19 protein-coding genes are annotated in these 21,418 nt (G+C 65.5%); 4 read left to right on the top strand and 15 right to left on the bottom strand.

What is annotated here, in order from left to right; genetic code table 11:
* Nucleotides 1-427 precede the first annotated feature (427 nt).
* Both M1248_RS23095 and M1248_RS23090 read left to right on the top strand, forming a co-directional pair.
* Nucleotides 428-805 carry an ATPase gene (locus M1248_RS23095; RefSeq protein ID WP_163727408.1) on the top strand — a complete coding sequence of 126 codons (378 nt, stop codon included), beginning with the start codon at nucleotides 428-430 and terminating at the stop codon, nucleotides 803-805.
* Nucleotides 805-2,088 carry a cytochrome gene (locus M1248_RS23090; protein WP_163727405.1) on the top strand — a complete coding sequence of 428 codons (1,284 nt, stop codon included), beginning with the start codon at nucleotides 805-807 and terminating at the stop codon, nucleotides 2,086-2,088. Before M1248_RS23095 ends, M1248_RS23090 begins: the two co-directional genes overlap by 1 nt.
* Here the strand turns inward: M1248_RS23090 and M1248_RS23085 are convergent, their stop codons facing one another.
* Genes M1248_RS23085 through M1248_RS23070 form a run of 4 tightly spaced genes read right to left on the bottom strand, consistent with a single transcriptional unit; the run spans nucleotide 2,089 to nucleotide 5,891 of the window.
* Complete coding sequence (locus M1248_RS23085; protein WP_163727403.1) at nucleotides 2,089-2,892, bottom strand: SDR family NAD(P)-dependent oxidoreductase; 804 nt, start codon at nucleotides 2,890-2,892, stop codon at nucleotides 2,089-2,091.
* 13 nt (nucleotides 2,893-2,905) lie between these two features.
* Entirely contained in the window at nucleotides 2,906-3,526 is a 621-nt protein-coding gene (locus M1248_RS23080) for a TetR/AcrR family transcriptional regulator (RefSeq protein WP_317149822.1), read from the bottom strand.
* Nucleotides 3,526-4,671, bottom strand: a complete 1,146-nt coding sequence (locus tag M1248_RS23075) for a sulfotransferase (RefSeq protein ID WP_317149821.1) — start codon at nucleotides 4,669-4,671, stop codon at nucleotides 3,526-3,528. Before M1248_RS23075 ends, M1248_RS23080 begins: the two co-directional genes overlap by 1 nt.
* Nucleotides 4,668-5,891: a DUF1214 domain-containing protein gene (locus tag M1248_RS23070; RefSeq protein ID WP_317149820.1), complete on the bottom strand. Its 1,224-nt coding sequence runs from the start codon at nucleotides 5,889-5,891 to the stop codon at nucleotides 4,668-4,670. Before M1248_RS23070 ends, M1248_RS23075 begins: the two co-directional genes overlap by 4 nt.
* Nucleotides 5,892-5,989: 98 nt before the next feature.
* On the opposite strand from M1248_RS23070, the gene M1248_RS23065 reads away from it, so the two are divergent.
* Nucleotides 5,990-6,283 carry a hypothetical protein gene (locus M1248_RS23065; RefSeq protein ID WP_163727394.1) on the top strand — a complete coding sequence of 98 codons (294 nt, stop codon included), beginning with the start codon at nucleotides 5,990-5,992 and terminating at the stop codon, nucleotides 6,281-6,283.
* Between the two features lie 7 nt (nucleotides 6,284-6,290).
* Here M1248_RS23065 and ppc read toward each other — a convergent pair whose 3' ends face one another.
* Genes ppc through gap form a run of 5 tightly spaced genes read right to left on the bottom strand, consistent with a single transcriptional unit; the run spans nucleotide 6,291 to nucleotide 12,459 of the window.
* Nucleotides 6,291-9,080, bottom strand: coding sequence for a phosphoenolpyruvate carboxylase (gene ppc, locus M1248_RS23060; RefSeq protein WP_317149819.1), 2,790 nt, complete (start codon nucleotides 9,078-9,080; stop codon nucleotides 6,291-6,293).
* 54 nt (nucleotides 9,081-9,134) lie between these two features.
* Nucleotides 9,135-9,368, bottom strand: coding sequence for a preprotein translocase subunit SecG (secG, locus tag M1248_RS23055; RefSeq protein ID WP_083123435.1), 234 nt, complete (start codon nucleotides 9,366-9,368; stop codon nucleotides 9,135-9,137).
* 30 nt (nucleotides 9,369-9,398) lie between these two features.
* Complete coding sequence (gene tpiA, locus M1248_RS23050) at nucleotides 9,399-10,184, bottom strand: triose-phosphate isomerase (RefSeq protein ID WP_163727388.1); 786 nt, start codon at nucleotides 10,182-10,184, stop codon at nucleotides 9,399-9,401.
* A 12-nt stretch (nucleotides 10,185-10,196) separates the two neighbouring features.
* The gene (locus M1248_RS23045; RefSeq protein ID WP_163727384.1) at nucleotides 10,197-11,432 is read right to left on the bottom strand and encodes a phosphoglycerate kinase; all 1,236 of its coding nucleotides are present in this window, start codon (nucleotides 11,430-11,432) and stop codon (nucleotides 10,197-10,199) included.
* Nucleotides 11,433-11,436: 4 nt separating this feature from the next.
* Nucleotides 11,437-12,459 (bottom strand): type I glyceraldehyde-3-phosphate dehydrogenase, encoded by a 1,023-nt coding sequence (gene gap / locus M1248_RS23040; RefSeq protein WP_317149818.1) that lies wholly within the window; start codon nucleotides 12,457-12,459, stop codon nucleotides 11,437-11,439.
* Between the two features lie 196 nt (nucleotides 12,460-12,655).
* Here gap and M1248_RS23035 point away from each other — a divergent pair, with 196 nt between their 5' ends.
* Complete coding sequence (locus M1248_RS23035; protein ID WP_163727378.1) at nucleotides 12,656-12,937, top strand: hypothetical protein; 282 nt, start codon at nucleotides 12,656-12,658, stop codon at nucleotides 12,935-12,937.
* 13 nt (nucleotides 12,938-12,950) lie between these two features.
* On the opposite strand, the gene M1248_RS23030 is transcribed toward M1248_RS23035, so the two are convergent.
* The 6 genes from M1248_RS23030 to uvrC all read right to left on the bottom strand — a co-directional run bounded on the left by M1248_RS23030 (nucleotide 12,951) and on the right by uvrC (nucleotide 21,389).
* On the bottom strand, nucleotides 12,951-13,661 hold the full coding sequence (locus M1248_RS23030) for an ABC transporter substrate-binding protein (RefSeq protein ID WP_317149817.1): 711 nt from the start codon (nucleotides 13,659-13,661) through the stop codon (nucleotides 12,951-12,953).
* Between the two features lie 88 nt (nucleotides 13,662-13,749).
* Nucleotides 13,750-16,395, bottom strand: coding sequence for an adenylate/guanylate cyclase domain-containing protein (locus M1248_RS23025; RefSeq protein ID WP_410506724.1), 2,646 nt, complete (start codon nucleotides 16,393-16,395; stop codon nucleotides 13,750-13,752).
* A 95-nt stretch (nucleotides 16,396-16,490) separates the two neighbouring features.
* Nucleotides 16,491-17,468: a DNA-binding protein WhiA gene (gene whiA, locus M1248_RS23020; protein ID WP_083123731.1), complete on the bottom strand. Its 978-nt coding sequence runs from the start codon at nucleotides 17,466-17,468 to the stop codon at nucleotides 16,491-16,493.
* Nucleotides 17,465-18,487 (bottom strand): uridine diphosphate-N-acetylglucosamine-binding protein YvcK, encoded by a 1,023-nt coding sequence (locus M1248_RS23015; protein WP_163727369.1) that lies wholly within the window; start codon nucleotides 18,485-18,487, stop codon nucleotides 17,465-17,467. The genes whiA and M1248_RS23015 overlap by 4 nt, the downstream gene beginning before the upstream one ends.
* Complete coding sequence (rapZ, locus tag M1248_RS23010) at nucleotides 18,484-19,395, bottom strand: RNase adapter RapZ (RefSeq protein ID WP_163737044.1); 912 nt, start codon at nucleotides 19,393-19,395, stop codon at nucleotides 18,484-18,486. The genes M1248_RS23015 and rapZ overlap by 4 nt, the downstream gene beginning before the upstream one ends.
* 11 nt (nucleotides 19,396-19,406) lie before the next feature.
* On the bottom strand, nucleotides 19,407-21,389 hold the full coding sequence (gene uvrC, locus M1248_RS23005; protein ID WP_317149816.1) for an excinuclease ABC subunit UvrC: 1,983 nt from the start codon (nucleotides 21,387-21,389) through the stop codon (nucleotides 19,407-19,409).
* Nucleotides 21,390-21,418: the final 29 nt, after the last annotated feature.

Genomic DNA, 21,418 nt, shown 5'->3' with positions numbered 1-21,418 from the left:
AACGGCGGTCCGATGATGGACCACCCCGGACTTACACAGATGGAATGACACGCCCAACGAAGCCATTCGACGCCGAAGCAGTGGCGCAACGACCCCCATCCGGCTGAGCGGGACGGAGCCGTCAAAGCGAGTGACGGCGAGCCTGATTCGCCTGAAGTGCGAATCCGCGGTTCCGGCGCGCCGCCTGACATGGCACCGCGCAGTTGCGGCATTCACCAGGCGCGCCTGCCGATAGTTCGATCACCGTCGCCATCTCGAAACCCCGCCTCATAGTCGGCGGTCTGCCTCATCGGATCCGTTGCGATTGTTCTGCGCCACGAATCACCGGCACATTGACGGGACGGCGTATCCCCTCCACACATCGTCACATCTGGATCAGACGACCACTCTGCCTCGGTGGTTCCGCGTCTGTGATCAAATGGCCCTCATGGTGGACAAAGGTGGCAGCAAACCAGCACCACGGAGTGGCCGGGAACGGATCCAGAAGCTGGCGCAGGCCGCGCTCAATGCCGACGTCACGGTCGAGCAGGTCGACACCATCCTCGAGGGGTTGAGCGAGACCCTCGTCGACCTCAACAACTCGACCGGCAACCTCGACGCCACGTTGGAACGCTTCAACGACACGATCAACCAGATCAACGAGCTCGCCCCGCGCCTCATCGCGGTGGTGGACCGCATGGAAGGCATCGTCGCCCGCGTCGAGCGCATCGTCGACATCGGCGAATCCGTCATATCGCCGCTCGCCGCCACCGAACAGGTATTCCGCGGCGCGGTCGACAGGGTGCGCAAGACCACCGGCCTCTAGTGTCGGCGAAGCTCCCCGTTCCGCAGCCTCCGCTCGCCGAGGGAGTCGGCCTGCCGTGGGACGTGTCGGTCGACGACGCCGTCGCCGCCATCGCCGCCGCGCGCGCCCGACATGGCGACACCTTCACGGTGCGCAGCGGCAACGACAACTACCTGTTCACGTTCTCCCCCGCCGGCGTCGAATCTTTTTACGGCTTACCCGAAGACAAGGCCAGCAAGGGTGTCGCCGACTACCTGATGCTGCGTCGCAAGCTTCCCGACGAAATCTTCGACGGGCGGCGGGTACTCCCGACCTCGTTGTTCCGCCGCGACGACGTCGCCTCGTACCTCGCGAACCTCGACCACGCCCTGACCCAGACCGTTGCTGAGCTCGGATCCGAAGGCACCGTGGACCTATTCGACCTCACCCGCCGCCTCGGACACCGCATGGGTCTGGCCTCCTGGGCGGGACCTGGTTGCGCAGAGGGACCTTCATTCGAGCGGTTGGTCCGCGCCTTCGAAACCCTGGACGGTTCCGACGCGTTCGTTCATCCCGAGGCGATGGCGGCCGTGGCGGCGTCCGGCAAGCGCGCCGAGCGTGCCGCGCTCGACGACGTCGTCGCTGTCATCGGAAACCTGGCGACATCAACGGATTCCGATGACGACGACCTGTTCGGTCGCATCGAGCGCGCCTGGGCGTCGGAACCCGACGACGTCCGGCTGCGCGGCATCGCGCTCGATGTGGCCCTCATTCACATCGCCTCGATGTCGAACCTGATGGCCGCACTGGGCTGGGCGCTCGCGGACCTGCTCGTACACCCGGCACAGGCTCAGCGCGTCTTCGACGGCGACCAGGATTTCGCGCAGCACTGCGCGCTGGAGAGCACCCGGCTGGCGCAGCGTTCCATCATGTCCCGAGCCGTCCTGGCTCCCGTCGACCTCGACACCGGCGACCAGACGTACCGCGTCCCCGCCGGCTGGACCATTGCCACCCTGCTGCCGCTGCTCAACACCTCGGCCGCGCCGGGTCTGGACACGTGGGACCCCGCGCGCTGGAACCGGTACCGCCTCGTCGACGCGGCGTCGTTGCCGTCGCCGATGCTGGTCACCGCGTTCGGACACGGCAAGCACTCGTGCCCCGCCCAGCCGTTTTCGCTCGCGGCGATGACAACGGCGATGATCCGTCTGTTGAGCACCTACGACATGACGCCATCGTGGCCGAGCTACCCACGTCCGGTACCGGCCCAGATCGGCGGGATCGCACGATCCGCCGATCCCTGCCCGGTGCGCTACGTCAGCCGATGATCAGACGAAATCGGAACCACCGTCGACGTTGACGGTGGCCCCGGTGACATAGCCGTTGCGCCGTGACGCGAGATAGACCGTGATCGACGCAATCTCCTCGGGTAAGCCTGCCCTGCCGAGATCGCACGGCTGGTGAAAGTTGTTGTCGATCCACGTCATCACGTCGGTGGGATCGTTGGCATCGAGTCCGTCCGCGGCCAGGATGTCCTTCAGCACCTCGGTGAAACTCGCCGTGACGATGGTGCCCGGGCACACACAATTGACCAGGATTCCGTCCTTGGCAAGGCTTTTCGACAGGTTCTTGGTGACGCTGCTCAGTGCGGCCTTCGATGCGGTGTAGGCGACGATCCGCGGGTTCTGCCGCTGTATCGAATGCGCCGACAGCGTCACGATCCGGCCCCATTCGGCGGCCCGCAACATCGGCAGCGCGGCCCGGATCGACCGCACCCCCGACATCGTGCCCAGCGCGAACGTCTCCTCCCACTGCGCGTCGTCCATGTCCTCGAAGTAGCCGTCACCCGGCCCGATCGTGTGAACCAGGCTGTTGAGCCGGCCCCACCGCTGGGCGACGGACTCGAAGCCCGCGGAGATCGACGACGCGTCCGCCATGTCGACGCTGATCCCGACGGCATCCGGTGCGCCCGCGTCGCGAAGAATCGACACCGCGTCATCCAGCGCGTCGGCTCCCCGGGCCATCACCGCGACTCTGGCGCCCTCTTCGGCGAACGTCGTCGCGATCGCCAGGCCCATACCCTTGCTGCCGCCCGTCACGACCGCCGTCGACCCCGTCAAACCCAGGTCCATCGAGTCACCTTCCTCACTGCGTCACACCGATTCCGCGCAGGCAGAACCGGAAAATCTGTTCGCGCACCGCATGCTGATCGCAATCGCCGGTCGCCCATTGGCGTTCGGTGCTCGCCCAGATCGCCCCCTGGATCGACAATGCGTCGGCTGCCGGATCAATTCCGGGGAAAAGACCTGCGGCCTTGCCCTTCTCGAGCTGCTCGATGAGCGGCTTCAATATCTCGCCGTAGGCGTCACTGACCAACTCGGGCGCCGCGAACATCTGCGACTGCGCCTCCAGCGACATTTTCCGCAAATCGGACCGGATCCGTTCGTTGAACGCGAGGTCCAACCGGCCATCGATCCACGCCACCACCGCGTCAACCGGGTCCGACGCTCCCGCCATCTTCCGCTTGAGCCTGCGCATCTCGATCTGCGCCATCTGCAGGAACACCGCCGACACCAAGGCGTCCTTCGAGTCGAAGTGCCGATAGAACGCACGTGTGCTCAGCGCGGCACGGTCGAGCACGCGGGCCACGTTGACAGCCGCGATGCCCCCTTCGCGCACGATCTCCGCGGCGGCGTTGACGAGCGCATCCCGCACACCCGGATCGGGATCCAGCTTCTTGCGCCGTCGCTTGATTACCGCGTCCATCAGGCCGTCGCGTCGTAGGTCGCAAGGTAGTCGGCGAACGATTCGTGCACCTGTTCTCGTGTCAGTCCGTAGTCGGCGAGGTCATAGGCGTGCTCACCTCGCGAACCGGGTTGGTGCCCGTCCGCCCATTCCCGGACGCGGTCGCGCGCCTCGTCGCTGAAGGTCAGGCCCAGCCGACCATAGCTGTCAGCCAGCGTGCCGAGCGGGTCGCTGTTCAATTCGGCGAACGAGACATCGACGAACCGGTTGTCTCCGAGCCGCTTTCGGAAGTCCATGGCGCGTCTGACGCCCTCGGTCCAACATTGCAGCTGTTCGGCTCCCAGCTCGTGCGCGTCGTCACGATCACTGCTCCAACTGCGCACGTACTGGATCAGGCTGCACACCGATGCCAGCACCCTCGCCGGATCGCGATGACTCCACAGGAAACTCGCGTTCGGATACGCCTCGACCAGCGCATCGAGGGAGAACATGTGCACCGGCGTCTTGAGATGCCACAGCGTCGGCGGACAGTGCCACTGCAGTAGCTTGAGCACCTGCCGGTGGAAGGTATATGTCTCGCGCATGTCGCACTGCATCAGCCACGCCAGATACCCGGGCACCCGCACCACCCCGTCGAAATGGAAAGTGCGGAAACTCATCCCCATCAAGTCCTGGCATTCGGTCGCGGCCTGCGGCTCCGAGTTCATCATCGTCCGCATGCGCGGAAACATGCTGTCCATCATGGCGATTCCCTCAGCCGCCTGCGCAATCCGCGGATCGTCATGCTGGGTGGCCGCCTCTGGGGGAGGTGTGCATGCCTGCGACTCCCACATCCGCAACGACCTGAACTGCGGATCGCTGGCCACCAGTTGGCTCAAAGCCGTCGTGCCGGTGCGCGGCAACCCGATCACGAACACCGGTCCGCCGATGACCTCGTCGTCGATCTCGGGGTGCTGCTTGTACGTGTCGACGATCCGTAACCTCTGAATGAGGGCGTTGCTGATCGTGGCGTGCTGGATGATCGCGCCCATCTCGTTGAGATCGGCTTCGTTGTTCAGCGCATCGACGGTCCGCTCCAGCCCCTCGCGATAGTAGGTCGAGCCGAAATCGTCGAGGCCGGTGGCTGTTCGCGCGCCGTCTTCCAGGTCGTCCACCGTGAACGTCATGCGGAGAACCTCTCGTGAACCGCGCGCCGGCGCGCCGCGACGATCGCCGACCGCTCCTCGGGACTGACCCTCGCGGTGTCAGTGGGCAACGATCCCGAAATGTCGGCGACCTTGACCACCCGTACGTTCGGCGTGGGCGCGGTCACGGTCCGCACGCAGCGCAGGATCATCGCGCCAGTGCTATGCCCCGCAGTGTCAAGCCAATTCGCGACGCCTGGATCCTGCGAGCTGACGACGACGCGGAGGATCCCGTCGGAGTCGATATTCGCTTGATGCGCGTTGAGGCTGGACTGATGCCGTCCGTAGTGGATGGTCTCCCACCACTGGTTACCGACCGAATAGCTCCAGTACACGCCCTCGGGTGGCTCGACCTCCAGGATCAAGGCCTCATCCGGTTCGAGCTCGTAACGCCCGATGACGGGGCGGTTCTCGGCCGCGGCGCCCATGCTGGATCGATCGATCGGCGGCATGAACCCGTTGACCGGCGGGCCCGCGTTGAAGTCGAGGAAGAACTTGAGGTTGTCGAAGACGAACTCGCCCAGCGCGTAGATCTGCCGTGAGACGGCGACATCGGCCGCGACCACCCGATCCTTCGATGCGACCTCGGCGCCGATGCGCTCGATCTGCAAGACCGATGGCTGTTCCTTGTCCCAATCGTAGAAGAAGTGCCGCACCACCAGGGTGGGATGGTCGCCGTCGAGACGCATCCAGTTGCCCTCGTGCTCGTCGGCGGACAGCACGACTTCGAACTCGCCATCCGCGTCGACCTCGAGGTCATCCACCAAAGTGTTGGCCGTGGATGCGATTCCGTTCATGGTCTGCAGACCGACATAGCGCGCGGTCCCCCGGTTGCCGAAGAGCCGATACGTCTCGCCTTCCCGCAGCGTCGCCCGTAGGTAGAGACAGTCCGGGCACTCCATGCCCCAGGTCAGAATGTCATCAGTACTGGTGCGACTCACCGCCAGCACCGGATCGGGGTCGACCCGCAGCGCCTCGTCGACACCGACGGCCAGCAGGACCATCAGATGCCGCATTCCCGACGCGTAATCGACGCGGTTGCGGTTGACGTCGCTGGATGCGACGAGTTCACCGGCCGCGCCGAGCCGATTCAGCAAGTGTGCCCACGCCTGCGGAAGGTCACCCACGCCACCGTCCTGCCCGGTCAGTGCCGCCTCGGCGATCGAGAACGGTAGCCAGGCCATTGGGTTCGCGTCGCTCACACGTACCTCCAGTTTGCTTAATTGAAAACATGGTTTTCAGTTAAGAGCCCACTGACTGTGACATCTCGAAGCCGGGGTGTCAACGATAGGATCGCCGAATGTTCCGTATAGACGGCATCAACGGCGAGAGCATCGTGGTCGACGGCAACTGGGTCGAGAAGCTGCGGACGAACACGTCGCGCGGCCGCAACCCGGCCGACAAGTACGCCGGAACCGACATCAAGGAGTTCACCCGCCGCAAGAAGATCTTCGGCGGTGAGAAAGAAGAACTGCTGCAGGTGATCGTCAACGTGGGCACGTTCTACTCACTGACGGTCCCCGCCGAGCGGCGGGCCGAGGTCGACGCGCTGATCGCCGCGCTCGAGAAGGCGCGCGACAGCGCCAACTCGTAGCGGGGTCCTAGCCGCTGTTGCGCAGCGCGGTCGCCAGTCCACTCATCGTGAGCAGGATGCCACGCTGGACAAGTTCGTCGTCGTCACCAGAACGGTAGCGGCGCAACAGTTCCACCTGAAGGTGGTTCAGCGGCTCGAGGTACGGAAACCGGTTGAACACCGATCGCGCCAAGGCCGGGTTGTCGGCGAGCAGGTCGTCCTGGCCGGTGATCAGCTTGTGCATCTGGATGGTGCGGGTGTACTCGGCGACGATCTTGTCGAACACCCGCGACCGCAACTGCTCGTCGGCCACCAATTCCGAGTAACGCGCCGCCAGACCCATGTCCGCCTTCGCAAGGACCTGCGCCATATTGGACAACACCGTCCGGAAGAACGGCCAGCGACGGTACAGGTCCTGCAGAACCTCCAACCGTCCGTCGCCCTCGTTGATCCATCCCTCGAACGCGGTTCCAGTGCCATACCAGCCCGGCAGCATCACCCGCGATTGGCTCCAGGCCAGCACCCACGGAATCGCGCGCAGATCCGAGATGGCCGTGGTGGGCTTGCGTGACGTCGGCCTGCTGCCGATGTTGAGCGCACCGATCTCGCTCACCGGCGTCGACTCCTTGAAGTACTCGACGAAACCCGTTGTGTCATGCACCAATTCGGAGTACGACCGCTGGGCGCGGGCGGCCAGTTCGTCGAGGACGTCGTAGGCGGGACCGGCGGCGTCGCCGAGACCCTCGATGTCGAGGAGAGTGGCCTCCAGTGTCGCGGCCAACAGGGTCTCCAGGTTGCGATGCGCAATCTGCGGTTCGGCGTACTTGGCGGCGATCACCTCACCCTGCTCGGTGATCCGCAGCGATCCGTTGACCGCGCCGGGCGGCTGCGCCCGGATGGCGTCGTAGCTGGGCCCGCCGCCGCGCCCGACGGTGCCGCCGCGTCCGTGGAACAACCGCAACCGCATTCCCGTCTTGCGTGCGGACTCCACCAGATCGAGCTCGGCGCGATACAGCGCCCAGTTGGCTGCGAGGTATCCGCCGTCTTTGTTCGAGTCCGAATAGCCGAGCATCACCTCCTGGCTGTCACCACGCACCGACACGATGGCGCGGTACACCGGAAGTTCCAGCGCCTGTTCGAGAATCGACGAGCCGCGCTGTAGGTCGTCGATGGTCTCGAACAACGGGACAATCCCGACGGGTGCATAGGCGTCGGGTCCCGAAACATCGAGTAAACCAACCTCTTTGAGCAGGACCGCAGCTTCGAGCATGTCGGACACCGACTGGCACATCGAGATGATGTAGTTCGGCACGGCCTGCGGCCCGAATACCTTGACGGCGCGAGCCGCCGCCGCGACGATGTCGAGCTCCTTGCGCGCCAGCTCGGAGAGCTCGGCACCGTCGCCGATGAGCGGGCGCCGCGTGGCGACCTCTGCCGCAAGCAGTTCTACGCGCTCGGGTTCGGGCAGCGAACGATAGTCGGAGTGAACGCCCGCCCACTCGAGCAGCTCGGCGATGACTTCCTCGTGCACATCAGAGTTCTGCCGCATGTCCAGCCCGGACAGGTGAAACCCGAAGACGTGCACGGCTTCCCGCAACCGGGCCAACCGATCGTCTGCCAGTACGGCGCTGCCGTTCATCCGCAATGACTCGTCGACGATGTCGAGGTCGGCCAAGAGTTCAGCGGGGGTTTCGTAGGGGTTCAGCCCGAGGTCGAGTTCGTGTTCGGGCTGACGGTCGAGGATCTCGAAAGCCGTCGACGTCAACCGAGCATGGATGACGCGCAGCGCCCGGCGATACGGTTCGTCCAGCCGGGCGGGCTCATGACACTGATCGGCGAGTGTCTCGAGCGCCTCGCTGACCTTGACCAGCCGCGCCGACATCGACAATTCCTCTTCGAGCGCGGTGATCTCGGTGAAGTAATGCTCCAGCGCCGTATAGGCGGCACTGCTGGTCGCCAGACGCACGACCTCTGCGGTGACGTTCGGATTGCCGTCGCGATCGCCGCCGATCCACGATCCGGGACGCAGGAAGGGCTGGCTCAGCAGATCGCTGTCGGGCCAGCGGGCCCTTAAGGCGTTACGCACTTCGGCGTTGACCTGCGGGACGACCTCGAAAAACGCCGCGGGGTAATACCGCAGCCCGGTTTCGATCTCGTCCTGAATCTTCAACCGGGACAACCGGATCAGCGCCGTCTGCCACAGCGTGAGGATGTTGCGGCGCAGCTCACGCTCGATATCACGGCCGTCGTCGGTGTGCTCATGGCCGTTCAATCGCAGCCGCATCAACTGCGTGATGCGGTGTTGCGTGTCGAAAATCGTGCGCCGCCGGGTCTCGGTGGGATGCGCGGTGATGACCGGCGACACCAGCGCTCCGGCCAACGCATCGGTGACCGCCGCCGAATCCAGTCCGGCCAGGTCCAGTTTGGCGTACGTCGCCGCCAGGCTGCTGTCCTGCGGCGGTTCTCCGGCAGCGACGTGGATGAGCCGCCGACGCTCGCGGTGGATGTCCTCGGCGACGTTGGCCAGCAGGGCGAAGTGGGTGAACGCGCGGATCACCGGAATGGCCTGGTGAATATCGATGCCGTCGAACATGGAGCTCAGCTCGGCGCGGTCGATCTCCGAGCGCCGCACCCGGAACGACTCCACGCGGGCGCGTTCGACGAGGTCGAAGACGTCCTCGCCGTTCTGCTCACGGATGGTCTCACCGAGAATCGCACCCAACAATCGGATGTCTTCGCGCATCGGCTCGGTGGCCTCCCGGCCCACTTTGGTGCGCTGCACCGACCCGATGGGTTCTAGTCCGCCGACGTCTGCCATTCCCCCAGTATCAGCGCGGTGCCAACCGAGCGCATGACGAGCCCCAGCGCGGGACTAGCTGTACTTGATCTGCAGCGCGACGCCGACGATCGACACCACCCAGATGCCGACGACGAAGTACGTCAGCCGGTCCAGGTTCTTCTCCACGACCGTCGAGCCGGACAGGCTGGACTGGACGCCGCCGCCGAACAGGGTCGACAGGCCGCCGCCCTTGGCGCGGTGCAGCAACACGAGAAGCACCACGAGCAAGCTGGTGACGATCAGCGTGATCTGCAGAGCTAAAACCATGGCCGACAGCCTACAGGCCGAAAAGGGCCGCTACGGCAAGGGCCCACCAGCAGCGATGGCCGAAAGCGTGGCGAACTGCTCGCCGTCGAGCGACGCCCCACCGACCAGCGCACCGTCGACGTCCTCCTGTGCGACGATCTCGCCGACGTTCTTGGCGTTCACCGATCCGCCGTACAGGATGCGCACACCCGCGGCGAGCTGTGGGGACGACAGCTTGCTCAGCTCGTCGCGGATGGCCTTGCAGACCTCCTGGGCGTCGGCGGCGCTGGCCACCCGGCCGGTGCCGATCGCCCACACCGGCTCGTAGGCGATGACGGCCTGGCCGATCTGCTCTGCTGTGAGACCCGCCACTGAGCCGCGCAGCGATTCGGTGTTGTATTCGACGTGGTTGCCGGCCTCACGGACCTCGAGCTGTTCGCCGATGCAGATGATCGGGGTGATGCCGTGCTTGAACGCGGCGGCTGCCTTGGCAGCGACCAGCGCATCGTCCTCGTGGTGGTAGGTCCGGCGCTCAGAGTGCCCGACGACGACGTAGGTGCAGCCCAGCTTCGCCAGGAAGGCGCCGCTGATCTCGCCTGTGTAGGCCCCTGAATCGTGCTGGGACAGGTCCTGCGCACCGTAGGTGAGGCGCAGCTTGTCGCCGTCGACGAGCGTCTGCACGCTGCGCAAATCGGTGAACGGCGGAATCACCGCGACGTCGACCTTGTCGAAGTACTTGTCCGGCAGCGAGAACGCGATCTTCTGGACCAGCGCTATGGCCTCGAAGTGGTTGAGGTTCATCTTCCAGTTGCCGGCGATCAGCGGCGTACGGCTCATGTCTACGGCCTTTCAGTCGTCGAGCACTTCGATACCCGGGAGCGTCTTGCCCTCAAGGTATTCCAGCGACGCCCCGCCACCGGTCGAAATGTGGGAGAAGCCGTCTTCGGGCAGCCCGAGTTGGCGGACCGCCGCGGCGGAGTCGCCACCGCCCACCACACTGAACGCGCCCTTGCGCGTCGCCCCCACGATCGCCTCGGCGACGCCCTTGGTGCCCGCGGCGAACGCCGGGAACTCGAAGACGCCCATCGGCCCGTTCCAGAAGATGGTCTTGGCGTTCGACAACAACGTGGTGAAGCGCTGTACCGAGCCGGGTCCGATGTCCAGGCCCATCTTGCCGTCCGGAATCTGGTCGGCCGCGACGATCTCCGACGGAGAATCCGCCTTGAACTCGTCGGCTACGACGATGTCGACCGGCACGTGGATCACGTCGCCGTAGTCCTCGAGCAGCTGGCGGCAGGTATCGATCATGCCTTCTTCGAGCAGCGACTTACCCACCGAAACGCCTTGTGACGCAAGGAATGTGAAGCACATACCACCGCCGATGACGATGCTGTCCGCCTTGGTCGCCAGGTTCTCGATGACCGCGAGTTTGTCCGACACCTTCGAGCCGCCGAGCACCACCGCGTACGGCCGCTCGGTCGAGCTGGTCAGCTGTTCGAGCACCTTGATCTCGGTGGCCACCAGCGTGCCCGCGTAATGCGGCAGCAGCGTCGCGACGTCGTACACCGAGGCCTGCTTGCGGTGCACGACACCGAAGCCGTCGGAGACGAACGCACCGGGCGACCCGTCTGCGCCGCTGACGAGTTCGGCGAGCTGCCGTGCGAGCGCACCCCGCTCGTTGTCGTCCTTGCTGGTCTCGCGTGGGTCGAACCGAATGTTCTCCAGCAACAGGATGTCGCCGTCGGTCAGTCCCTCCGCGCGGGCCAGCGCGTCCGTGCCGACTACATCCCCTGCCAGCTGGACGTGCCTACCGAGCTGCTCCCCCAGCGCCTTGGCAACGGGTGCGAGCGAGAACTCCGGCGTCGGACCGTCTTTCGGCCTGCCGAGGTGCGCAGTGACGACGACCTTGGCGCCGGCCTCGGCCAGCGCCCGCAGCGTGGGCACCGACGCGGTGATGCGACCCGGGTCGGCGATGTTGCCGTCGTCGTCGAGGGGGACGTTCAGGTCGGAGCGGACGAGCACGCCCCGGCCCGAAACCCCTTCTGCCAGTAGGTCGGAGAGGATCTTGATAGAAGACTCCGCCATTGCGCTAGAGCGACTTGCCGACCAGTGCGACCAGGTCGACGAGGCGGTTGGAGTAACCCCACTCGTTGTCGTACCAGGACACGGTCTTGGCCTGATTGTCGATCACCTTGGTCAGGCCGGCGTCGAAGATCGAACTGTGCGGGTCGGTGACGATGTCGCTGGACACGATCGGCGCGTCGTAGTACTTCAGGATCCCCTTGAGCGGACCGTCAGCGGCGGCCTTGAACGCCGCGTTGATCTCTTCGGCAGTGGCCGACTTCTTCAGCTCCGCGGTGAGGTCGGTCGCCGAGCCCGTGGGGATCGGCACCCGCAGGGCGTAGCCGTCGAGCTTGCCCTTCAGTTCGGGCAGCACCAGGCCGATGGCCTTCGCGGCGCCGGTCGAGGTGGGCACGATGTTCAGCGCGGCGGCGCGGGCGCGGCGCAGATCCTTGTGCGGGCCGTCCTGCAGGTTCTGGTCCTGGGTGTAGGCGTGGATCGTGGTCATCAGGCCCTTGACGATGCCGAACTCGTCGTTGAGCACCTTGGCCAGCGGCCCGAGGCAGTTCGTGGTGCAGGACGCGTTGGAGATGATGTTCTGGCTGCCGTCGTACTTGTCGTCGTTGACCCCGAGCACGATGGTGATGTCCTCATCACTGGCGGGTGCGGAGATGATGACCTTCTTGGCGCCGGCATCGAGGTGGCCCTGCGCCTTGGCGCGGGCGGTGAAGATGCCGGTCGACTCGACCACGACATCGACACCGAGGTCACCCCAGGGCAGCGCGGCCGGCCCTTCCTTGACCTCCAGGGCCTTGATCTTGGTGCTGCCGATCACGATGGTGTCCTCACCCTCGAGGCTGATCGCCTCGGGGTAGCGACCCAGGATCGAATCGAACTTCAGCAGGTGCGCCAGGCTCGCGTTGTCGGTGAGGTCGTTGACCGCGATGATCTCGACGTCGGTGCTCTTACCCTCGGCCTTCTGCGCCGCCAAGGCCCGATAGAAGTTGCGCCCGATACGGCCGAACCCGTTAACGCCAACCCGGATGGTCACCTGAATCTCCCTTTTTCGCCCTGATACTCAACGGCCAGCCTAGTGGTGTGATTGGCGCCACGCGCGGCCTGGTCAGATTGGTGACGTCGGGCAACGATGCTGGTGACCTAGGTCCCTGCCGTTCGGCACGGGTCGCGGTGATCATGGCCATATCGCCTGCACGACGACAGGCGGAAACCGCGCCGAAGGTAGGCACATGACGGCGACCGAGGGAATTCCCGGCGGCGACACACAGGTGTTGACGCAACCCGTTCAAAACACCCACGCCCGGATGCGCCAAGCGCACTTGGTCGCCGCCGCGCGGCATCGATGTGAAGCCAAAGCACACGATCAGGCCGTGCGGACACACCGCGCCGCCGCAGCGGCGGGTATCGGCGACGTTGCCACGCACCGCCGAGCGGTGCGGGTGTATGAGGCCGCCCGTGACGAGCACCTCCGCGCCGCCGCGTTGGCGGAGCGGATGGCGGGCGACCCATAGCCGGTCGCCATCGTCAGTGCACCGCCAGATTCTGGTCGGCGTACGGATTGCCCAGCCATTTCCCGCGGATGCGCTGCAGTGTGCCGTCCTCCTCCAACTCGGCCTGCGCGACGGTGAGGCGGCCGAGGAGCGTCTGGTCACCGAGCGCGACGGCGATGGCGATGTTCTCGACCGAGATGCCACGTTGCACGACTTCGACGCCGGGTATCGGCTTGACGAGCTCGTTGAGCACGGGCGCGAGCTTCATGAACGCGTCGCATTCACCGGTCGTCAGGTCGGCCAGCGCCGAGCGGATCGAGCCGTAGTCGTAGACGCGGACGGCGGCGGCCTTGCCCTGGGCGACCAGCCGCTCGGCGATGGGTTGGCTGGTGTTGCCCTGTTGTACGCCGATGGTCAGGCCCTCGAGGTCGTCGATGGAGGTGACGTGCGGCAGTCTTCTGGTGTCGACGGCCAGCGACTGTCCGGAGATGAGATACGGCGGGACGAACTGCGCCTTCTTCTCGCGTTCGGGTGTGACGGTGGTGCCGGCGGTGACGCAGTCGTACCTGGCGCCGAGTCCGTCAAAGATGCCGTTGAAGTCGACGCCCTCGTAGGCGATGAATTGGACTGTCGCACCGATCTTCTCGGCAATAGCCGTCATCAGGTCGATGTCTAGCCCGGTGTCGTCCGGCATGCCGTTGAACGGCGGATCGGGAAAGGCCGCACCGACTCTCAGGGTTTCCATGCCGTCACATCCTCCAACTTCCGCCGAACGTGGGTTACCCGCACGCTCCGCGCTTCGAACACGTGCGTCAATCCCACACTCGGCCCACTCATGTTGAACGCTCGAGTGTGGTTCGCAACTCCTCGACCTTTTCGAGGGCGTAGGTGGCGATGGCCGCGGTGGTCATGGACGCGCCTTGACGCGCTAGCGCTTCATACGTGTCGTCGCCGAGCACACTGCGCAGGCGTGTGAGGGTGCTGCGGAACTCTGGAAAGACCACTGCGGTCAGCTCGCTATCCGCGAAACCGGCAATGACGGCCGCATGGTCATGGAGTTGCAGCCGATCCAATATGTTCGCGAGGATCGCGAGTGGGCTCCGAAGCGCAACGATGGCCCCCGAACTGTGATTGATGCGAATCCCCAGCTTCAAATGGTTGAGCGCAGCGACCATGTCGCCTTGGGATGCCTCCAGCCGTCCGATGTTGTTGGCCAGGTACGCCTCATTGGAACGGGCACCGCTTTCGTGTGCGATGACCAACCCGCGCCGCATGCCCTCGAGCGCGGCCTCCGGATCCGCCTCGCGGAAGGCGATGCCGTACGCCAGTAGCGCGAAGGACAGCGCGTAGGGGTTACCGCTGGCCTCGGCGACATCGACGACATCGGGCGCTGCGGCGATCGCCTCATCGACACGACCGGCCAGCGCAAGTGCAAGGACCCGATTCGCCCTGACAATGCCGATCGAGTCCTCGTTGTGCTCGAGATAGGTGTCGTACCAGTTGATGCCACTGTCGACGTCACCAAGAGATACGTACAGGCCACCGAACAAGCCATCCGAACTGAAGGGCACCGCGCGGTGCTCGGACCGCATCGCAATACTGCCGGCATCTGCGTACGCAAGCGCATCCTCGAAACGGCCAGTCAACCAGCAGAGCGCGGCAACGACATACAAGCCCACCAGACGGGGATGGGCAGCGGTGCGCGCGGAGTCTATGAGTTCTTCCGCCCACGCGATGGGCTCTTGATTCTCCAAGGGGTAGGCCAAGATTCCCAGGAAGGTGACGATGGTGGCGGCCGTGTCGAGGTCACCGGTATCGGCTGCCCACCGAAAAGCCGAACGCAGATTGCCCAATTCGGTCATGTACCAGACGTAGGCCTCCCGCTGGCGTGGGCTGTTCCACAGTTCCAGAATGGCGGCTTCGCGACCGGCGAAGTGGCGTGCGTGTGCGTCACGCGCCCGCGCGACGTCGCCGCGGCCCGCGAGCTGTTCGTCGGCGAACTCACGGATCGTCTCGAGCATTGAGAAGCGCGTCCGTCCCGACGAATGTTCGGCCACGATCAGGGATTTGCGCACCAACGCGTCAAGCAGATCCACGATCACGTACCGATCAGCATCCGGTCGTCCCGCTACGGCACACGCGGCGTCGAGATCAAAACCACCGGCGAACACCGAACACCATTCCAGTAGCCGCTTCTCGGGGTCGTCCAGCAAGTTATAGGACCACGCCACCGCGTGGCGCAACGTCTGATGGCGCCCCAGAGCACGCCTGGATCCGACGAGGAGTTTGAGGCGGTGATCGAGATGGTCCCGAACCTCCACCGCAGTCATCGAAGACATGCGCGACGCGGCCAGTTCGATGGCCAACGGAATGCCGTCAAGCCGTCGGCAAATCTCCGCGACAGCATCGGTGTCATCGAGCATTGCCCCTGGCGCCACCCGGTGGGCTCGTTCGCTGAACAGCTCCACGGCTGCGTCGAGATCCAGCGAGCGCACGGGCCATACCTGTTCGACAGCAAGAGCGAGCCCCTCGCGGCTGGTCGCAATGATTCTCACGCTATCGGCGGACCCGAGTATGGCTTCGGCGAGATCCGCGGTCGCGTCGAGCAGGTGTTCACAGTTGTCGAACAGCAGAAGGCGGGACCGGCCCTCGAGCGCGGCAGCTATCGACTCGGTCATGGACAGACCAGGCTGCTGCGTGATGCCGAGAACGCCGGCCACCGCATCCGGCACCGCCTTCTCATCGGTGACGGCGGCCAGTTCGAAATACCAGACCCCGTCGGGAAACCGATCGGACACGCACGCGGCGGCCTCCACCGCTAATCGGGTCTTCCCGACCCCACCGACGCCGGTGAGCGTGACCATCGGCCGAGACTCCAGCGCCGCAACGATTTCGGCGAGGTCGGCATCGCGGCCGACGAAAGCGGTCGACGACCGCGGAAGATTTCCAGGAGTCGGATCGACCGTTCGCAGAGGTGGGAAATCTGTGCGCAATCCGAGGCACTGAACCTGAAACACGTTGAGGGGATTGGGGACGTCGCGCAGTTGTCGTCGTCCCAGATCGGACAACTCCACTCCGCTCAGGAGGCCTGCGGTCGATTCGGCGACCAAGATCTGACCGCCGTGGCCAGCAGCCATCAGCCGCGCTGCGCGATTGAGCACCGTCCCGAAATAGTCGTCATCACGTAACTCGGCTTCCCCGGTAGCGATCCCCATCCGCACCGGCAACTGCAACTCCCGCTGCGCATCGATCGCCGCCCCCACTGCAGACATCGGCGACGAGAACGCCGCAGCCATCCCGTCACCGCTGTGACTGAAGACGTACCCCCCATGGGCATCGATCGTGGTGCGCAGCACCTTGTCATGCGCCGCCAGCGCCGCGCGCATCGCATCCGCGTCCGACTCCCACCGACGGGTCGAACCCTCGATATCGGTGAACAAGAACGTGACCACGCCACTGGGCGGGTCCCCCGCGGGCACCTGCACAGAATCGCACACCAAGTTCGCTGAGTGGCTAGTTACGACACGTTTTCTGCCACCGGTTCACGTGCGATAACTCCACATTCGGCGACGAGCTAGGCGTCTTCGAGCAGATCCGGTGTGACGGCCGACTCGGTGTCGGGAATACCGTCCTGCTTGGCCTTGCGGTCTGCCATGGACAGCAGCCGTCGAATACGGCCCGCCACGGCGTCTTTCGTCATCGGTGGATCGGCGAGCCGGCCCAACTCTTCGAGCGACGCCTGCCGATGCTCGACGCGCAGCTTGCCCGCTGCGGCCAGATGGTCCGGAACGGTGTCGGCGAGGATCTCCAGCGCCCGCTCCACGCGCGCGGCCGCAGCGACCGCCGCCCGCGCCGAGCGCCGTAGATTCGCGTCGTCGAAGTTTGCCAGCCGGTTGGCGGTGGCACGCACCTCGCGGCGCATCCGCCGCTCCTCCCACGTCAACCTGGTGTCCTGGGCACCCATGCGCGTCAGCAATGCGCCGATGGCCTCGCCGTCGCGCACCACCACCCGGTCGGCGCCCCTGACTTCACGGGCCTTCGCGCTGACCCCGAGTCGGCGTGCCGCGCCGACGAGCGCCAGCGCCGCCTCGGGCCCTGGGCAACTGACCTCGAGCGCCGAGGACCGGCCCGGTTCGGTAAGGGATCCGTGCGCCAAAAACGCGCCACGCCAAGCAGCTTCGGCGTCGGCGACGCTACCGCCGACCACTTGTGCGGGAAGGCCACGCACCGGCCGTCCACGCAGATCCAGCAGACCGGTCTGGCGGGCCAGCGCCTCACCGTCCTTGGCGACCCGCAGGACATACCGGGTGCTCTTGCGGATACCGCTCGCCGACAGCACATGCACCACAGCGTTGTAGCCGTACAGGTCGTAGATGTCCTTACGCAGGCGCCGGGCGATGATCCCCAAATCGACCTCGGCCTCGACAACCACCCGGCCGGACACGATGTGCAGTCCACCGGCGAACCGCAGCAGCGATGCCACCTCGGCGCGGCGCGCACTCACCGAATTGACCTGAAGACGGCTGAGCTCGTCTTTGACCTCGGCTGTCATCGCCACGAGTCGTCACCTCTCGGTCCGTTCGCTGTCGGTGTGGGCACGGTCGGCGTTGGAGACGCAGGCGGCGCCGCACCACGCAACCGCACACCCTCCAGAGCCGCGGCCAACCTCGCCGGGTCATGTAAAGGTGTACCAGGTCTGGACACGTCAGCAAACTCCACTTGGGCATCCAAGATTTTCGCGGTTCGGCGCAATTGCTCACGCTCCCGCTCGGTCGGGACACGGCTGGCGTCGACGATGACCTCGTGCATCGTGAAACCCGGCGCGTGCTGCGACAACACATGGATATGACGTTCGGCCGAGAACTCCGCGGTCTCCCCGGGTTCTGCCACCAGGTTCACCACCAGCGCCCGACGTGCGGCCGTCGCCTGCAGCGCCGCCACCAGCTGCGGAACGAGCACGTGCGGGATGACGCTCGTGAACCACGACCCAGGACCGAGCACGACCAGGTCGGCGGCCATGATCGCGTCCACCGCCTGCCTGGTGGCCGGCGGGTCACCCGGTATCAACCGGACCCTGCGCACCTTCCCGACGGTGGTCGCGATCGCCACCTGCCCCCGGATCACCCGGCTCATCCGCGGATCGGATTCCAGGCCCGCCACGTCGGCCTCGATGCTCAGGCCCATCGGGCACATCGGCAGGACCCGGCCGTGGATGCCGAGGACGCGGCCCAGCTCGTCGAGCGCCGCCACCGGATCGGCGAGCACCTCGTTGAGACCCGCGAGCATCAGGTTGCCGATCGGGTGCCCCGCGAGCGCACCGTTGCCACCAAACCGATGCTGCAGGATCGTCGCCCAGAGTCGCCCATGCGGTGTGTCGGATGCCAACGCGGCCAAAGCCATTCGCAGATCACCCGGCGGCACGACATCGAGTTCGCTGCGTAGCCGGCCGGAGGAACCACCGTCGTCGGCGACCGTGACGATCGCGGTGACGTGCGGGGTGAGTCTGCGGGCCGCCGACAGCGTGGCGTAGAGGCCGTGCCCACCTCCGAGGGCAACGATCCGCGGACTCATTCGCGCCCCAAATCCCGGTGCAATACCCGCACCGTGAGGTCGTCACCGCCCTGCAGTCTGGCCGCCAGCGCCTCGGCGATCGCCACGCTGCGATGCTTACCTCCGGTGCAGCCAATAGCAACAGTCATATAGCGCTTACCCTCGCGACGGTATCCGTCGATGACGAAGTCCAGCAGACGATGGTAGGTCTCCAAGAATTCTCCGGCGCCCGGTTGGCCGAGTACGTAGTCGCGGACGGCCGGGTGCTGTCCGCTATGAGGTCGTAGCTCGTCCACCCAATGCGGATTTGGCAAAAAGCGCACATCCATCACCGTATCGGCGTCCATGGGCAACCCGTACTTGTATCCGAAGGACTCGACGGTGACATTGGTGTGAGCGACGGTTTCGCCGCCGAAGGCGCGCTCGATGCTTTCCCGCAACGCGGGAACGGGCAGTGTCGACGTGTCGATGACCAGATCAGCGGCCGCCCGGATGGGCGCGAGCATGGTGCGCTCGGCCGCAATGCCTTCTGCAAGAGTCTGATTCCCCTGCAATGGATGGCTGCGCCGGTTTTGCTCATAGCGGCGGACCAGGATGTCGTCGGACGCTTCGAGAAACAGCACCCGCGGGGTGATGTTGCGGGTGGCCAGGTCCTTGCGGACCCAGTCGAGATCGCCGGTGAACCCGCGGGACCGCACGTCCATGACCACCGCCAGCTGGGTGATCCGCGAGCCCGCCGCCAGTCCAAGCTCTACCATCCGAGCGATCAGCTCGGGCGGTAGATTGTCGGCCACATACCAGCCGAGATCCTCCAGCACCTTGGCCGCCGTACCCCGGCCTGCGCCGGACAGCCCGGTGACCAGTACGACATCGATGCCGGATCCCCCACGTTCGCCGTTGCCGGCGCCATCCTGCAATTCTTTTTGCATGCCCTGATCTGTCATCCGGATGCTCTGCTCTGATCATTGCCGATAACCGGTTCGGGCGCTCCGGAATCGGGCGGGACGCCGAGAGCTTCCAGAACGGCCTTCGCCGTCGCCGCACCGATGCCGGGCACGGCGGTGATCTCCTCGACGCTGGCCTCCTTCAAGCGAGCGACCGATCCGAAATGGGTGACCAGCGCCTTACGACGATGCTCGCCGAGCCCGCGGATCGAATCCAGGGCCGACGCCGTCATCCGCTTCGACCGCTTGCTGCGGTGATAGGTGATCGCGAACCGGTGCGCCTCGTCGCGTACCCGCTGCAGCAGATACAAGCCTTCGCTATTGCGCGGCATGATCAGAGGGTCAGGCTCAGCCGGGACCCACACCTCTTCCAGCCGTTTCGCCAGCCCAATGACGGCGACATCGCTGATACCCAGCTCATCGAGCACCGCCTGCGCGGCGTTGACCTGCGGGGCGCCCCCGTCGACCACGAACAGGTTCGGCGGATAGGCGAATTTGCGCGATTTTCCTTCCAGTGCAAGCTCTGTCGGATGTTGCAGGTCGTGCAAGAGCCGGTGGAAACGTCGCCGGGTTACCTCGGCGATCGACGCGACGTCGTCGGAGCGCCCCTCCCCCGCAGCGCCCCTGATCGCATAGTGGCGATAGTCGGACTTGCGCGGTAGCCCGTCCTCGAACACCACCAGCGAGGCCACGACATCGGTGCCCTGAACGTGGCTGATGTCGACGCACTCGATGCGAAGCGGCGCGTCGGCCAGACCCAGCGATTCCTGAATGCTCTGCAATGCAGCGCTTCTTGCGGTGAAGTCGCCCGCTCGCCGGAGTTTGTGCTGCGTCAGCGCATCCTGCGCGTTGCGTTTGACCGTCTCGGCCAGCGCGCGTTTGTCACCGCGCTGAGGGACCCGCACCGACACCCTCGAGCCGCGCAGCTGTGACAACCACGTCTCGATTTCTTCGGCGTTGTCCGGCAGACACGGGACCAGCACCTGCCGGGGCACCGGCGTCAACGACATATCGGCGGCGCCGTCGAGGTCGGCCTGATCGCCGTAGAACTGCGTCAGGAACTGCTCGACGAGGTACTCAAGGCCGGATTCACCAGGCTCACCGGACTTTTCGACGATCCAACCGCGCTGGCCGCGCACCCGGCCACCCCGCACGTGGAACACCTGCACAGCAGCTTCCAGATCGTCGTCGGCGAAGGCCACCACGTCCGCGTCGGTGCCGTCTCCGAACACCACGGCCTGCTTCTCCATGGCCCGCTTCATCGCGGAAATGTTGTCCCGCAACCGGGCCGCCCGCTCGAAGTCCAGCAGCTCGGCAGCACGGTTCATCTCGTGTTCCATGTCACGGATCAGCCGGTCGGTCTTGCCCGCCAAGAAGTCGCAGAAATTCTCGACGATCTGCCGGTGCGACTCGGCCGTCACCCGCCCGACGCAGGGTGCCGAGCACTTGTCGATGTATCCGAGCAGGCAGGGCCGGTCGATCTGCCTGTGCCGCTTGAAAACTCCCGCCGAACAGGTGCGCGCCGGAAAGACCCGGGTCAGCAGGTCGAGCGTTTCGCGGATCGCCCACGCATGCGAGTAGGGCCCGAAATAGCGAACCCCCTTGCGCCGCGCGCCGCGATAGACCATCAGCCGCGGGTACTCCTCGTTCAGCGTCACGGCGAGCACCGGGTACGACTTGTCATCGCGGTAGCGCACGTTGAACCGCGGATCGAACTCCTTGATCCAGTTGTACTCGAGCTGCAGCGCCTCGACTTCGGTGTTGACCACGGTCCACTCGACGCCGGCCGCCGACGTCACCATCTGGCGGGTGCGCGGCGCCAGGCCGGACAAATCGGCGAAGTACGAGTTCAGCCGGCTCCGCAGACTCTTGGCCTTGCCGACGTAGATCACCCGACCGTGCGGATCCCGGAACCGGTAGACACCCGGCTGGATGGGGATCGACCCGGGAGCGGGTCGGTACGTCGCTGGATCGGGCACGGATTCCAGGTTACTGCCGTCCCCGGACG

The sequence above is a fragment of the Mycobacterium sp. 29Ha genome, assembly GCF_032883055.1.
Classification (GTDB): domain Bacteria; phylum Actinomycetota; class Actinomycetes; order Mycobacteriales; family Mycobacteriaceae; genus Mycobacterium; species Mycobacterium gallinarum.
This window is presented reverse-complemented; position numbering and strand designations above follow the sequence as displayed.